Here is a 13,887-nt window from a genome sequence, read left to right as displayed (position 1 = left end):
GGGACGAGAGCTGAACTCACGCGGTACCACCCAGGTTCCCCCGCCTTTCACAAGATCGGGGCTCAGTAAGTCGATTACGACTTGCCCATTAACGCTGGGACACGAGGCCAGCTTACTCCCATTTTGCCATTTGCTTCACAAATGCAATCAAGGGCAGCTCGAAGGCCTATTCTCCGGGACCATATTCCAAACCTAGTCCTATACCGGCTTTCACCTAACCCGGCTCTCTGTTTATAGGCATCCGTTTGTACTTATCCGTTCATCGAAACCATATATACAACTTAAGGCAAATATATCGAAAAAATGAGCTGCCTGTCAAGCAGACTGATCGTTATGAGATAAATTTCCCGCTCGTGCCGGCACATGATCAACACCACCTGGATGAAAAGGATGGCATTTACAAATTCGTTTCACCGACAACCAGGATCCCTTCAACGCACCGTGAACTTCAATTGCTTCTAATGCATATTGCGAACAAGTGGGATAGAATCGGCAAGTCGGCGGCTTCAACGGAGAAATAAACTTCCGATAGAAATGAATAGGTACTTGTAAAGTTTTTTTCAACCGAGCCCTCTCCCTACTCCATTGTTTTTCAAAACATGCTGCTCATCCATCATGCCTGAAAAAAACGACAGAGTCAATTCAAGCCTTCGTGCTAAGCTGAGAGTTGAAAACACTTAAGAAAAGTAGGATATAAATAGATCGATGTAAACGTCTTGATCCAATTAATAAACGTAAACCCCGATCTATTCTTGTTATTCAAATATCTTTGGTGATTATTAGGCAAACTACTCCGTATCATCAATTTGGAATTTAATCTATTTATTTTGGATTCTAAGAATAAGCGCAGATTCCACTCGTTAGTGGAGTTTTGGTTTAAATCGGTTTGAGGCGTTTCTACATTAGATTCCTGTTCATTATCTGATGGAGTATCAGAGGCTGATTCTCTTACTTTCTGAAACAAATTAAGTCTATTTTCTTTAACCAAATATGCATAATGAATTTTCTGAAGCATCAATTGAGCACTTCTATAATTAATTCCAAGGATATGTGATAAAGAACTCGCCGTATACTCTTTGCCTTCTTGCAATAACAGTTGGATGGCACGGAACCAATGGAGTAATGAGAGCTTGGATTTATGCATAATCGTCCCAGTTGTTATAGAGACCTGCATTCTGCATTCCTTGCACTCTAATAATCTCCGTGTACGGATTCTAAAAGCTTCATTATAATCACAGCGAGGACAACAAAACCCATTAGACCAGCGCAACTTCATTAAGAAATTCTCACATTCCTCTTCTGTTAAAAACGTAAAAGTTTGCACATCGGTAAATTGTAGTTCCATATCCTCACCCCTTACCCGCCTTAGAACACCCGTTCTCATTTTCATTATACCAAACAAACGTTCTCCTGTGAAGTTCTTTTATTAAAAGAACTCTCATTTTAAAGAGTTGAATTCTGTTATATCTACAACTTGTTGCTTTCTGGCTATTTGAGCTAGCAATATAAACTTGGTAGAAATGAAATTCTGAGACATATACAAAATGCCATAAAAAACTCTTTAACTCTGGAAGCTGATTGCCCCGATAACTCTAATAATTCTACAAGCTTAATAAGTTTGCTTACTCTAGTATTCTGGCAGCACTCGAAACTGAGGTAACACCGGTATTCTGCTAATTCAGGTTGTTTAGTAGTAACGATAAAAATGTTGAACCCACTGTTGAGTTGGATGATTCGGCTTGTAGTTGGTGTTGTTGGTGTTGTTGGTGTTGTTGGTGTTGTTGGTGTTGTTGGTGTAGTCGGTGGAGTTGGTGGAGTTAGTATACGGTGTAGTTGGTGTAGGGTGTAGTTGGTGTAGTTGGTGGAGTTGGAGGAGTTGGAGGAGTTGGAGGAGTTGGATACATATTGGAGGAGTTACTTTAAATTTAATATTGTAATCAGATATCAGAACTGATTATCAGTCATTATTAGTTATTATTAGTTATTATTAGTTATTGTTGGTTATTATTGGTTATTGTTGGTTATTGGTACTTGGTTGTTTGTTGTTTGTTGTTTGTTGTTTGTTGTTTGTTGTTTGTTGGCTGTTGCTTGTTGCTTGTTGCTTGTTGCTTGTTGGTTGTTGGTTGTTGACTATTGGTTATGGTTATTGATTAATAGTTTATTAGTTATTGATTGATATTGATTGGTTATTGGTAGTTGATTGTTTGGTTGGTGGTATTGGGTGTTGTTGGTTGGTGGTTGGTGGTTGGTGGCTGTTGGCTGTTGGCTGTTAGTTGTTGGCTGTTGGCTGTTGGCTGTTGGCTGTTGGCTGTTGGCTGTTGGCTGTTGGCTGTTGGCTATTGGTTGTTGGTTGTTGGTTGTTGGTTGTTGGTTGTTGCTTGTTGGTTGTTGCCTGCTAGTTGTTGGTTTTTAGCTGTTGGTTTTAGTTTGTTAGCTTTAGGTTTTTAGCTATTGGTTTTTCGTTTAAATTATTACACTTTCACTCATTGTAGATACCACAGAATTTACGTTTTTTTGACGAGTAGCCTGGGCTGACTTTTCCTCACAGTATCGCTGAAAGTATCAAGACTACAATATAATTTATTGTCATTTGGCTATCCTGCCCTTTCAAGGTGATTTTACTAAAATTGGCCGCGTCTTTGCCGAGATCGACGAAGTTGCATTGCTGCTATATATAAAATTTCATAAACGGAAAAAACCTCTGTCTTGAGACTGAGGTTTTTTCCCGAAAACTTATAGAAGAAAATCATCAGCTTATTGATAGAATGCGAACACCTTTTGCTGAAAGTGTAACGGTGTTGGTTACTGGTTGACCTACTATTAAATCCATTCCATTTAAAGTTCCTAAATCTACGTTAACGGGTTGATCATTATGATTTAGAATAAACAAATATGTTTTACCCTCATTGGTTCTTTGTGAAATTTCAACTCCAGGAACTGGGGGAATTAAGGCTGTTATCCCTTTTTCTTTGCACAAATTCGCTAGAAACCCCTGCAAAAAGGATGGCTCAGGACTAGTAGCTACATACCAAGCTTGACCTGCCCCAAATTTATTTACGGTTAGTGCTGGCATTCCTTTATAGAAGTCACTTCCATAGACGGCTTTTATCTCGGCTCCTTCTGAATGGATTAAGTCACACAGCAGTCCACATTGGTAGTCACCGCTTAGTGCTCCCCATTGTTCTTTTAGCACGATTTGGTTGCTTTGATCTGGGAAAAGCGCATCGATTTCTTCTGCCCATATTCCGAGTACCTCGCGCAATTCACCAGGGTAACCGCCAAGTGTGACGATATCGTTCTCATTGACTATTCCGCTGAAGAATGTCGTCAGGAAGGTTCCTCCTGTGCGGACGAACTCCTCCACCCGCTTCGCGTAGCCTTTTTTCACCATGTACAGCACAGGTGCAATAACGATGTCATAGTCTGATAGATCTGTGTCTGTTCCTATTAGATCGGCTTGAATATTTTGCTGAAAAAGAGCGTCATAATATTTGTGGACTTCATCCACGTAATTGAGTGCAACGGTTGGTCCACTGGATAGCTCAATGGCCCAGCGATTCTCCCAATCGAAAACGATGGCGACACGTGCGTTGATTCTAGTGTCCAGTAGACTGTCTGAGAGTTTTTGCAATTCAGACCCTAGCTCCGCGCATTCGCGGAACACCCGAGTATGTTCATGGCCAACATGCTCGATGACAGCTCCGTGATATTTTTCGCACGCACCTACTGATCTGCGCAGCTGGAAAAACATTACGGTATCCGCACCATGAGCCACGGCCTGATAACTCCAAAGCTTCATAACTCCGGGTCGTTTGAGTGAATTATAGGGCTGCCAGTTTTGTTGGCTCGGGGTTTGTTCCATAAGCATGAATGGCTGTCCTTGCTTCAAGCCGCGCATCAAGTCATGGGTCATGGCCGTAAGACTTATTGGTGTATTTAGGGAAGGGTAATTATCCCAAGAAACAACATCTAAATGCTTGGCCCATTTGAAATAGTCTAATTCTTTATAAAGACCCATTAAATTCGTTGTTATAGGTAGGTCAGGTGTATGTTTTTTAATCGCGCTATACTCTATTTTGTAACAGTCAAGCAAACTATCCGACATAAAACGGCGGTAATCGAGCGAGATTCCTTGGAAGTTGGTATTATCCACTCTCCATTCTTCCGAAAGGGCATTTGGCGGAACAATTTCTTCCCATTCGTAGAAGGTATGACCCCAGAAACCCGTATTCCACACTTTATTCAAGGTTTCGAGTGTTGTATAACGCTCTTGGAGCCAACTTCGGAAGCCGTCCGCGCAATGATCGCAGTAACAATAGCCACCATACTCATTAGAAACGTGCCAGATTAAAATTGCTGGGTGATCCTTGTAGCGTTCAGCAAGCTTTTCTGCAATGCGTTCCGAATATTTTCGATAGGTTGGGCTGTTTGGACAGGAATTGTGTCGTCCTCCGAATTTACGTTTACGCCCCTCGAAATCAACTCGCAATACATCTGGATATTTACGAGCCATCCATGCAGGATGAGCACCTGTACTTGTGGCTAGACATACATAGGTTCCATTCTCATAAAGACGGTCGATAATTTCATCCAGCCATGTAAAGTCGTAGGTATCTTCATTTGGTTGTGAGAGCGCCCACGAAAAAACATTTATGGTCGCAACATCAATCCCTGAAAGATTAAACATCCGTAGATCTTCATTCATTATTTCTTTGTCCCATTGTTCTGGGTTGTAGTCTCCGCCATACCAAATTTTGGGAAGTTGCTTATTTATCATGTTGGCACCTCTTTTTTATTTTGATGATTAGTATAAGAATAAGTACATTGTATTGGATTATTGTCAGGCTTAAAATATAATATTCTTACACCTTATATAATAAAATGGAACAGGATTGTGAAAAATGCATAAAAGATATGAATTAATGCCTTCAACTGCGCAACCGTTTCCATTATTTATTGAAAGCATTGGTCACCATGAGGATCAAGAAAAGTTAGTAAGACCTGAGGGTTTTCCTAGTTACCATTGGCTGCAAACTTATGCTGGTGAAGGGGAATTCATTATGGATGGGAAAAAATTTCGCTTAACAAAAGGTTCAGGGGTATTATTGCTTCCGGGTGTACCTCATTCTTATTGGGCTGTAACTGAACAATGGTGTACGCAATATGTCACATTTGGAGGGACTTGTGCAGATGCCATTCTTCGTTCTTTTGATTTAAGGGAGTCTGCTATTTTTCGTTGGGATGAGGAGGGTCCGCTGCAAGTGGAAATAGGACGAATTATAACCAATATGGATGCAGCACTCGAATATTCGGGGTATGAAGCCTCTGCGGATTTGTATCACTTTCTAATTCAGCTAAAAAAGCATGGACAAATCAATAACCGCGCCTCTATTCGCAATCAGATGGTCCAGCTGCAACCATTATTGATTTGGCTTGAAAGTCACTACGATAATCCTGATATCGGGCTTGAAGAAATGGCTGATATCCTAAAGATAACACCTAGACACATGAATACACTATTTCAGCATGCCTTTAGGCTATCCCCTTATTCCTATTTAATTATGATGCGTCTTCGCAAATCTAAAGAGATGCTGTTGAACCATCAGAATCAGACCATCAAGGAAGTGGCTGAGCTGGTAGGGTTCCGAGATACAAGCCACTTTGTGGCGAGTTTTCGCAAGCATGTCGGACTGACACCTGAGCGGTTCAGGCAAATGAATTAGTATGCTATAATAAAAATATAGTTACTATTATTTCATCAAAGGAGTCTAATCTATGATTATTGAAATATTTCAAGATATTGTTTGCCCATGGTGTCGTATCGGCAAAAAGAATTTGACTGATGCGTTAGCCAATTTTACATCGGAGCCTGTTGAAATCCACTATCGTGCTTACCAACTTGACCCTTCAACCCCTTCTGAGGGATCACCCTTCCGTGATGTTATGCTTCAAAAGGTACGAGCGGACGAGGCGAAGCTGAGCGGTATGCTGCAGCAGGTTACACAGGCTGGTCAAGCGTCAGGATTACATTTCGATTTCTCAAAAGTTGAGAAGATGCCAAATACATTAAAGGCGCATCAACTCATCGCTATCGCACCCGAAGATCGCAAAAAAGATCTTGTGGACGTTTTGTTTAAAGCTTACTTTGAAGATGGAAAAGATATTGGGAATGTGGATGTTTTGCTTGATTTCGCTGAGAAACTCGGCATGAATCGGGAACAAACTTCCACTCGTTTAAGTGCAAAGGAAGGGTTACAGCAGGTCGAGGATGATCTTGATTTTGCCAGACAAGCCGGAGTTTCGGGGGTTCCTTTTTTCGTAATCAATCGTAAATATGCACTTACTGGCGCACAACCATCGGCTACATTCCTGCAAGCCTTACAGCAAATCAGTGAGGAACAAACGGGAGAAGAAGCTTAAAACAAACAGAAACCGACTCTCTCATGATTGAGAATTAGTCGGTTTTTTTAACATGAATGAATTAAGCTGTGTATGGTTTTTTCCCAAATATTTGCTTGTAAAATAAAGCACTTATCATCACTACTACGGCAAAAACAAGGAGTAGATTGCTATACGGTACAGCTTTTATCGTATTCAAAACCGGATTCTTGTAAAACTCCATCATGCCGCCATCTAACAGCTTGGCAACAAGCGCCGTTCCTACCGCGCCTGAGATAAACGAAATGAGGTTGAACAAACCCATCCCTACCCCCGTCTCATGCACTTCCAACGTCAAGGAAACACGGTTAGCTAAAGCAGTTTGAATAAAGGAAAAACCAACATAAGTGGGAAGCAATGCTGCTGAAATGAGCCAAGGAGAATGACCTACCGTGAGGGCAATAGCCGCGAGACTTACAAACAGAAGCCCCATTCCAATGTACACAACGAAGTTATTTCCTTTCTTATCTGCTAAATTACCGCCGATTGTTCCAAACACAACAGCACAAATGGCACCAGGGAACAGAATGAGACCGATCATACTTGTACTCAAGTCATTGACTGTCGCCAGCATCAAAGGAATAACAAACATAATACCCATCACTGTACAGAAAATGAGAAAACCAACGATCAAACCGCCACGAAGCAGCTTGTTACGGAACAAGGCAGGCTCGATAAATGGCTCTTTTGCTCGGCGAATATGAGCAACGAACCAAACGAATAAGACCACACTCGCGGCCAAATAGTACCAATGAGGGAATGATAAATATACCGTGATACCTGCTACGGAAAATGCAACGAGAACCGCACCAAGAATATCAACACTTCCTTCTTTGCGCTTCTCCTCAGGTAATATCTGTCTGAAGAAAGGAATTGAAATCAGTGTAAATAGTGGAATGATAAAAAGATAAGTCCAATGCAAGGTTGATGAGACAAATCCTCCAACAACGGGACCTACTGCAATAGCAAATGATACCGTAGATGTTAAAATTCCGAATATTTTCCCCCGATCTGAAGGAGAAAAGTATCTAGCCACCACGACCATGATTAATGCCGGTATAGCTGATGCGCCTGCACCTTGAACCGCGCGGGCAAAAATGACGGCCGGATACCAAGCTTGAAAAAGAAAGCCCAGTGCGGAACCTGCACTATAGATGAAGATTCCTGCAACTATTAGCTTTTTCAAGCTAAAAATATCGGATAAGCGGCCATAAATAACTGAGCCTATCCCAAAGAAGATAATAAATGTGGTGAGTACCCAACTCACACCTGTCGGGGTAATCGCGTATTGCTTGGCGATCGCTGGCGTGGAAACGTTAAAAACAGTTTCGTTTAACACCGCGAAAAAAATAAGAAAAATAATCCATGGCACAGCCTTCTTGGCATCTATAACCTTTTCTTGTGTCATGTCTGTTGCCGTAGCAACATGCTGCATGGTTTCCACCTCCATTTTATGTCTCCAGCCATCTTATCATAAGCGTTTCTTATATTGACTGGAAAAAACAATTACAATCAACTAACTGTAATATTTTTCATAACAATTAACTGTAATAATAAATGTTATAGTTAGGACTGTCAAGGGCTATCTTTCATCTTTTTCGATAATATAAGATAATGGACGAATGGAACTGGCTCATATAGAACAGGAGTTATAAGAATGACTAATTTACTTCAAACACTTAAGCATGTACCCTCTCGCATTTTGATTGTTGTTTTACCTTTTCTACTTATGGGCATGGTTGAATACTTAGAAAGAGGCTCTTATGAAGAACTTCATAAATGGGTCATGTCACACCCGCTTTCAATGGTTCTTGCCTACTTTGTTGTCGGTACTATGTATTTGTTCCTAATTGCATTAACAGGTCGAAGTCGGTTATCCTTTTGGATTCTTTGTGCAATCTTGCTTCCTCTAGGAGCAATAAGCGGCAGTAAATTAAAAGCTATTGGAGCGCCATATTATCCTTGGGACCTCGTATTTAATAATCAAATTGTTGAGTACAAAGCATTTTTGCAAGGGTATCTCAATTTTAGAATACTGGGTACTGTCGCCATTTTTCTCACGATAATTGCTTTATTATTTCATTTGATTTTGCTGCATCGACGTATCCGATTCACTTGGATTGAACGTAGTATTTATGCTGTCATTGCCATTATTATGGCGACTAGTCTATATACGGACAAACCTATCCCTTTCATGAATTTATACGGTATTTATACGGTCCCTTGGGACCAAACGATTACCTACGACGAGAATGGATACTTGTATTCCTCTGTACAGATGCTAGGTTTTCTCAAGGTCGCAAAACCTGAGGGATATAGTAAGAAAGCCGTTACCACCATTCTTGAGCAGATTCCTGAGAAAAAACCAGCAAGTGACAAAAAGCCAAACATCATTGTGATGCTCGGAGAATCTTTTTGGGATCCGACGATTATGAAAAATATCTCGTTTAGTCGAGATCCTATCCCGAATTTACATCAGCTGCAGAAATCGTATACCAGCGGTTGGATGTTGTCTCCACAATTCGGAGGCAGCACTGCAAATGTTGAATTTGAAGTCTTATCGGGTAATTCCATGAGATTCTTTGGGAAATCACCCGATAAAATATTGCCCTACATAGAGTATATGAATCATGGTGTGGACTCTTTAGCTAGCATTACGACTAGGCAGGGGTATACCGCCACCTCGATTAACCCGTTCTTCAGCTATTTCTTCGACAGCAGAAAGGTTTATAAGCATTTTGGTTTTTCACGTTTCATAGCTAGTGAGTTTTTCCCAAATGATTTTGAAGGCCCTAACTATGCGGATCGAGCCGTTGCAAAGAAGATTATTGAGGAGACAGAGAAAAGTCAGGGGCCTGATTTTATTTTTGCGAACACGATGGAGAATCATCATCCCTTCAAACCAGGGAAATTCGTCAAAAATACGATTGAGGTTAAAGGAGATATTACACCTGAATCCAAAGGAATTTTGGAAACATACGCCCAGGGTATTTCGGGTACTGACAAAGCGCTTCAGTCCCTAGTGGACTATTACTCAAAAAAATCAGAGCCGACGATCATTCTCTTTTTCGGAGATCATTTACCTTTTTTCGAGGAAAATTATAAGGTTTACCGTGATGCTAAATATGTCCTTCCTGATGATCCAGATTTGTATATTAAGACACACTACACGCCTTTCTTGATTTGGAACAATTTCCTGCCTGCAGATCAAGAAAAAACGGATCTAAAAATGAGCCCTTCCTTTCTAGGCCCTAAGGTTCTTCAAATGGCTGGTGTTCAGGGCAGTTACTACACAGACTATCTCTACGCATTGTCGCAAAAAATTCCTGTCATTCCGCCAAATGAGATGTGGGACAAGTATCAAATCAAAGAAAGTGATCTCTCCGACTATATGCAGCTTCAATACGATAATTTATTCGGAGGTCGTTATGGGTACGAAGCTAAAGGGTTTAAAAACACGATTGTACAACCAGGCTACACCTTGGGGTACGGCGATCCCGTTATAACAAAGGTGAATCAAAGTGAACACAAACTTCAGGTTGTTGGTAAGCCCTTTTACTCCTCCTGCAATGTTTATATTGATGGTTTAGCATTTAAATCCAATTTCGATGGTGAAGATACACTTTATGTCGATCTGTCGGAGAACCCGCCTTTAGATCCTGGGAAGCCTCATCAAGTCGAAGTGCGTATTTATGATGATAAAAAGATGAAGATCGGCCAATCTAACCTTTATCCACTCCCCTAGTCATGACTCCAGCCCCCCTCGAATAGGATGAAGCATATCCTGTAGCCGAGGGGGTTTGTCATGCACCCACGTATCCCACCTGCTCATGTTCATTTCTTTAAAGTTATAACATCAGAAGAATTAAACCATCATCACCTATTACGACTATATACATTTAGTGTAAACGGTACGGCTTATGACAATCACGTACATCAATACCAAGGCATTTCCGGCATCCGGTATGGCCATTACCATGCTTTTTATGGTACGACAGGGCCTGCCATAGCGCTCCAGGATGGCACTCACTTTCATTTACTTGATGGCACTGTCGAGCTGAATGCTTATAACACCTCGCGGGGAGGTGCATTGGTTAAATCAAAACAAATAGAAGGACTTATTCAGGAGCTGCACCGGCACAGTTATGCTGGTTATTCATCCGTTGGTCTTAGTTATGAGCCATGGTGAGCCATTCATGAAATGGAAATAGAAAAAGAGTCAAGTACGAAGGCTGAATATGCCTTCCCTTGACTCTTTTTGGTAAGCTACTGCAAAGGTTCAATATGGATGGACCACTGAAATTTGAATGATTCTCCCGTTGCTAAGCCTTGGGCACCCGAAATTTCAGGTGCAAAGGGCTCGTTGAATACGTTCATGATACTCGTATAAGGTTCAAGCGACACAGCTTCCGCCCATGGCGCTGTGAATAGTACATGAATGGGAAACTTGTCTCCCATGTTGTACACGAGCTTAGTCCCCCGAGCCTCGTACTGAAGCTCGCAGGTTTGCGGGCCCGGCTCGATGCTGAGCATCTGCGAGCCGCCTGGGTAATTCGGCAGCTCCGTGACGAGCATGCCTTGCTTTAGCGCCGCAGTGAGCGGCGAAGGCGCGGGCTCCGCCGCCGCGTAGCCATCCGCGCTGAGCGGCCACTCCGCCGCCGCGGGGATCACCACCCGCACGCGGCCCGCTTCGCCCTTCGCGAACGCGAAGTACGGGTGAAAGCCAAGAGATAGCGGCATCGTTTGGCCGCTATGGTTGGCGATTTCACCGCTGAGCGACAGCGTCCTGTTGTATAGGAAAACAGTAAATAAAAAACACCCCCTTTGAGGGAGTGTCGATCTTTACGCACCAAGACGCTTTTTAATTTCGTTCTTCTGGCTGGTTAAAAGGGATTTTTGCAGCTCAGTGATCCCATCCGTTTTAAGCATCTCATCCAGATCAGATATCATTTTGTTGTATCCGATTTTCAATGCTTCGCTTCTCAAGAAATCCTGCTCTTGCACTTGCTCAGTTTGTTGACCTTTCGCCATGTTAACAACCTCCTTATACTCCAGTACCGATACCAACAAGGATTTTCAATAATAACGGGCTTAACTGCACCAGGATATAACCTATGGCCGCATTACGCAGCATATCCATCCCTTTATCCCTGGAGCCAATCATGATGAATAAACAACCACCGGCAATCATGACACCTGCTATGGGATAAGCGAGGGAAGTAATTAATTGTATCAGCGGATCAAACGCTTTAAGTATAAGGGCTGCTGTTCCTGCTCCAACTGCCGCTCCTGCAGGTATGGAAGCAGGTGCAGCGAAAACATGCGGACCGACGAATAAACCAGTTGTAACAGGCACAGTTAAACCCGTAGCAGTCTTCACCCAACGTTCGATACGTTCCTTCGTTATCCGTTCTCTAATCCGATCCATGAAAGTTTCATTGTGTTTACCGGACATAAACTCTGCAATCGTGAATGTCTTTCTCATGTCATCACGTCCTTATTTGATTTCATCCCAAGTATGAATAACCGTTTCAAGTCCTACGCAAGCATCCGTCAGATTCTTTCTACGAGCCTCCGAAGTACACACCCAAAAAATTCTTGGAAAATAACCAAATTGCTTTTGAAATACACCAAGATCTTTCAGCTTCTTATACTTCTCAATCTTCTGCACGTTCTTTGTCATGGATTGCGTGTTGTCGATCTCCACCAGGTAGCGTGTGGAATTGCATTGCATGATGGCATCACACACAATAGTGATCTCACCAGTTTTAATCCGCTGCTCTGTATCGAATGATTCCGGTCTGCGCTTAATGTAAAGGTCATTCCTCATTAGGTAATGATCGACTTCGGCTAGTTTCTGACGTACTGTATCTGACCCAATGTACTCGCGTCCTGCTTTGTTAAGGTAATACACGTTCTCACGATCACGGAAGCAGCCTAGATAATCGCTCATGCTTTCAATGACTCTACGTGCGTTTCTTTGGCCTCCTAAATGGTGTAACGTTCCTATCTGTGACGTTGTTAGGTAATCCAGCAGCTTCAATGACGAGAGTATCCTCTCTGTCCGTTCCGGTCGTTTGCTTGGCATCCTCATGCTCCTTTCTAGCTTTGATGATGATATGAGGACCTATTTTTTTCTCTATAAAATCATTCGTAATAAATGGTGTTTGAACAGTAATTTTACGATCTGTCTTGTAAATCCCACGACCTTTAATTCCAAGTGGAAGTGATTCTGCTCCTGCTTCGTCTAATACGACTCTTGAGGCCGCTTCTGTATCAAGAAGGAAGCACATCTTAGATACACTGTTTTGTTTTATTTGTCTGGGCAAAATATCTCCAACAGGATACTGAGTTGCAAACACTAAGCGATATCCAAGACCGCCACCCATTCTTGCAATCTCTGACAGAATACGTTCACATTCCTGTTTCTTTGCTTTATCTTCTGATTTATCCGGTGCCAACTCTGCGGCTTCATCCACTACTATAAAATCACGATACCGCGCACCAGCTTCTGTAATGTCCTCATAGCCCTTTCGTTTATACTCCACTTGTCTAGACTTCATATCTCTTTCTAAAGCCTGTAGCATAGCAACTGACTCCTCTACATTTGAAGCCACTCCCACAACTTGCTTACAGTTTATGAAACGGTTCATAGCTAAACCTCCTTTCAAATCCAGAAGGTAAAATCTAACGTTATCACTTTGCGTGTGTATGAGAGTGGTTATGATGTTTTTTAAGAATACTGATTTACCATATCGCTGCGTACCAGCTACAATCATGTGCTGCAGCTTATCGAAGTCATGAAAGATCTTACCTTCCCTGGCTTCGCCCATAGGTACGTTCCATCCCTTACATTCACTGAGAAGGTCATCGTTAAACTCGACAACTTCCTTCGTTGGTTCGTTGTAAACCTTCACCAGTAATGTACCATCATAGCTCAAAGATATTTCCTTACGCCTATGTTTACCCTTTAACTTACTGATCTCTCGAGAAATGTCTTTCATCTCAATCTTTCCGGTGCGCAGGTTACTCCATATACCAAGTAAATCCTTAACCGAGAATTCCCAAAGTGATTTGCGGTTGTTAAGGCCATCTTCGAAAACATGCTTCTTTGCTTCGTAATCCTTGAACGATCTGCCGAGAGGGATACGATAGCAATATTCCACGCCCCACGTATGCTTTTTCTTTCTGAGTAATTGAATTGTTTGCTTTTGTCCATCTTCCATGAGGTTCAAACCTGCGTTGTTTGCGATTCGTGCGATCTTCTTTCCTTCTGATAAAGTTAGTTTTTCTTTTTGAGTGTAGCCAAGCACACCCGTCATTGCAGTTACACCGAGAATTGTTAGGATCATACGCCACCTCCATTCTTACTATCTTTATAAGATAGTTAGCTTTTCGGGGAATCTTCCGAATTAGCAGGAAACCGCTAAAGTATGCGATTCCTATGAT

The 13,887-nt window shown here is 42.0% G+C and carries 15 protein-coding genes; 6 read left to right on the top strand and 9 right to left on the bottom strand.

Translation table 11 applies throughout. The features are described 5' to 3' along the window. Positions 1-315: 315 nt before the first annotated feature. Both yidD and ASG85_RS32750 read right to left on the bottom strand, forming a co-directional pair. Positions 316-564: a membrane protein insertion efficiency factor YidD gene (yidD, locus tag ASG85_RS37435; RefSeq protein ID WP_082588329.1), complete on the bottom strand. Its 249-nt coding sequence runs from the start codon at positions 562-564 to the stop codon at positions 316-318. A gap of 91 nt (positions 565-655) precedes the next feature. Beyond that, entirely contained in the window at positions 656-1,345 is a 690-nt protein-coding gene (locus tag ASG85_RS32750; RefSeq protein ID WP_162257302.1) for a transposase, read from the bottom strand. Positions 1,346-1,705: 360 nt separating this feature from the next. Here ASG85_RS32750 and ASG85_RS38685 point away from each other — a divergent pair, with 360 nt between their 5' ends. Together ASG85_RS38685 and ASG85_RS37430 are read left to right on the top strand one after the other, a co-directional pair. Then, positions 1,706-1,849, top strand: a complete 144-nt coding sequence (locus tag ASG85_RS38685) for a hypothetical protein (RefSeq protein WP_162257301.1) — start codon at positions 1,706-1,708, stop codon at positions 1,847-1,849. Between the two features lie 347 nt (positions 1,850-2,196). Then, complete coding sequence (locus ASG85_RS37430; protein WP_156396985.1) at positions 2,197-2,448, top strand: hypothetical protein; 252 nt, start codon at positions 2,197-2,199, stop codon at positions 2,446-2,448. A gap of 301 nt (positions 2,449-2,749) precedes the next feature. Here the strand turns inward: ASG85_RS37430 and ASG85_RS32745 are convergent, their stop codons facing one another. Beyond that, the gene (locus ASG85_RS32745; protein ID WP_060649027.1) at positions 2,750-4,777 is read right to left on the bottom strand and encodes a beta-galactosidase; all 2,028 of its coding nucleotides are present in this window, start codon (positions 4,775-4,777) and stop codon (positions 2,750-2,752) included. 124 nt (positions 4,778-4,901) lie between these two features. Between ASG85_RS32745 and ASG85_RS32740 the strand changes: the two genes are divergently transcribed. Further along, the gene (locus ASG85_RS32740) at positions 4,902-5,723 is read left to right on the top strand and encodes an AraC family transcriptional regulator (RefSeq protein ID WP_060649026.1); all 822 of its coding nucleotides are present in this window, start codon (positions 4,902-4,904) and stop codon (positions 5,721-5,723) included. Positions 5,724-5,775: 52 nt separating this feature from the next. Continuing rightward, positions 5,776-6,420 carry a DsbA family protein gene (locus ASG85_RS32735; RefSeq protein ID WP_060649025.1) on the top strand — a complete coding sequence of 215 codons (645 nt, stop codon included), beginning with the start codon at positions 5,776-5,778 and terminating at the stop codon, positions 6,418-6,420. A gap of 61 nt (positions 6,421-6,481) precedes the next feature. On the opposite strand, the gene ASG85_RS32730 is transcribed toward ASG85_RS32735, so the two are convergent. After that, entirely contained in the window at positions 6,482-7,873 is a 1,392-nt protein-coding gene (locus ASG85_RS32730; RefSeq protein WP_082588334.1) for an MFS transporter, read from the bottom strand. Between the two features lie 222 nt (positions 7,874-8,095). Between ASG85_RS32730 and ASG85_RS32725 the strand changes: the two genes are divergently transcribed. Together ASG85_RS32725 and ASG85_RS32720 are read left to right on the top strand one after the other, a co-directional pair. Beyond that, positions 8,096-10,183: an LTA synthase family protein gene (locus ASG85_RS32725; RefSeq protein ID WP_057306449.1), complete on the top strand. Its 2,088-nt coding sequence runs from the start codon at positions 8,096-8,098 to the stop codon at positions 10,181-10,183. Positions 10,184-10,243: 60 nt separating this feature from the next. Continuing rightward, positions 10,244-10,627, top strand: coding sequence for a YmaF family protein (locus ASG85_RS32720; RefSeq protein WP_057306450.1), 384 nt, complete (start codon positions 10,244-10,246; stop codon positions 10,625-10,627). A 77-nt stretch (positions 10,628-10,704) separates the two neighbouring features. Here ASG85_RS32720 and ASG85_RS32715 read toward each other — a convergent pair whose 3' ends face one another. From ASG85_RS32715 to ASG85_RS32695, 5 genes are all read right to left on the bottom strand, one after another. After that, the gene (locus tag ASG85_RS32715; RefSeq protein ID WP_156396983.1) at positions 10,705-11,118 is read right to left on the bottom strand and encodes a hypothetical protein; all 414 of its coding nucleotides are present in this window, start codon (positions 11,116-11,118) and stop codon (positions 10,705-10,707) included. A gap of 162 nt (positions 11,119-11,280) precedes the next feature. Further along, positions 11,281-11,469: a hypothetical protein gene (locus tag ASG85_RS32710; RefSeq protein WP_060649023.1), complete on the bottom strand. Its 189-nt coding sequence runs from the start codon at positions 11,467-11,469 to the stop codon at positions 11,281-11,283. A 13-nt stretch (positions 11,470-11,482) separates the two neighbouring features. Beyond that, positions 11,483-11,923: a hypothetical protein gene (locus ASG85_RS32705; RefSeq protein ID WP_060649022.1), complete on the bottom strand. Its 441-nt coding sequence runs from the start codon at positions 11,921-11,923 to the stop codon at positions 11,483-11,485. 12 nt (positions 11,924-11,935) lie between these two features. Continuing rightward, positions 11,936-12,481 (bottom strand): replication-relaxation family protein, encoded by a 546-nt coding sequence (locus ASG85_RS37425; protein ID WP_162257300.1) that lies wholly within the window; start codon positions 12,479-12,481, stop codon positions 11,936-11,938. Beyond that, on the bottom strand, positions 12,405-13,790 hold the full coding sequence (locus ASG85_RS32695) for an FtsK/SpoIIIE domain-containing protein (protein WP_063860457.1): 1,386 nt from the start codon (positions 13,788-13,790) through the stop codon (positions 12,405-12,407). Before ASG85_RS32695 ends, ASG85_RS37425 begins: the two co-directional genes overlap by 77 nt. Between the last annotated feature and the right edge of the window lie 97 nt (positions 13,791-13,887).

Source organism: Paenibacillus sp. Soil724D2, from assembly GCF_001427935.1.
In the GTDB taxonomy this organism is placed as follows: domain Bacteria; phylum Bacillota; class Bacilli; order Paenibacillales; family NBRC-103111; genus Paenibacillus_E.
Note: the sequence above shows the minus strand (reverse complement) of the source record. Positions and strands in the feature narration are given on the sequence as shown.

Excerpts from the sequence above, each read along its gene's own strand:
- ASG85_RS32750 (WP_162257302.1), bottom strand. The coding sequence starts at position 1,345 with ATGGAACTACAATTTACCGATGTGCAAACTTTTACGTTTTTAACAGAA.
- ASG85_RS38685 (WP_162257301.1), top strand. The coding sequence starts at position 1,706 with ATGTTGAACCCACTGTTGAGTTGGATGATTCGGCTTGTAGTTGGTGTT.
- ASG85_RS32745 (WP_060649027.1), bottom strand. The coding sequence starts at position 4,777 with ATGATAAATAAGCAACTTCCCAAAATTTGGTATGGCGGAGACTACAAC.
- ASG85_RS32740 (WP_060649026.1), top strand. The coding sequence starts at position 4,902 with ATGCATAAAAGATATGAATTAATGCCTTCAACTGCGCAACCGTTTCCA.
- ASG85_RS32735 (WP_060649025.1), top strand. The coding sequence starts at position 5,776 with ATGATTATTGAAATATTTCAAGATATTGTTTGCCCATGGTGTCGTATC.
- ASG85_RS32730 (WP_082588334.1), bottom strand. The coding sequence starts at position 7,873 with ATGCAGCATGTTGCTACGGCAACAGACATGACACAAGAAAAGGTTATA.
- ASG85_RS32725 (WP_057306449.1), top strand. The coding sequence starts at position 8,096 with ATGACTAATTTACTTCAAACACTTAAGCATGTACCCTCTCGCATTTTG.
- ASG85_RS32720 (WP_057306450.1), top strand. The coding sequence starts at position 10,244 with ATGCACCCACGTATCCCACCTGCTCATGTTCATTTCTTTAAAGTTATA.
- ASG85_RS32710 (WP_060649023.1), bottom strand. The coding sequence starts at position 11,469 with ATGGCGAAAGGTCAACAAACTGAGCAAGTGCAAGAGCAGGATTTCTTG.
- ASG85_RS32705 (WP_060649022.1), bottom strand. The coding sequence starts at position 11,923 with ATGAGAAAGACATTCACGATTGCAGAGTTTATGTCCGGTAAACACAAT.
- ASG85_RS32695 (WP_063860457.1), bottom strand. The coding sequence starts at position 13,790 with ATGATCCTAACAATTCTCGGTGTAACTGCAATGACGGGTGTGCTTGGC.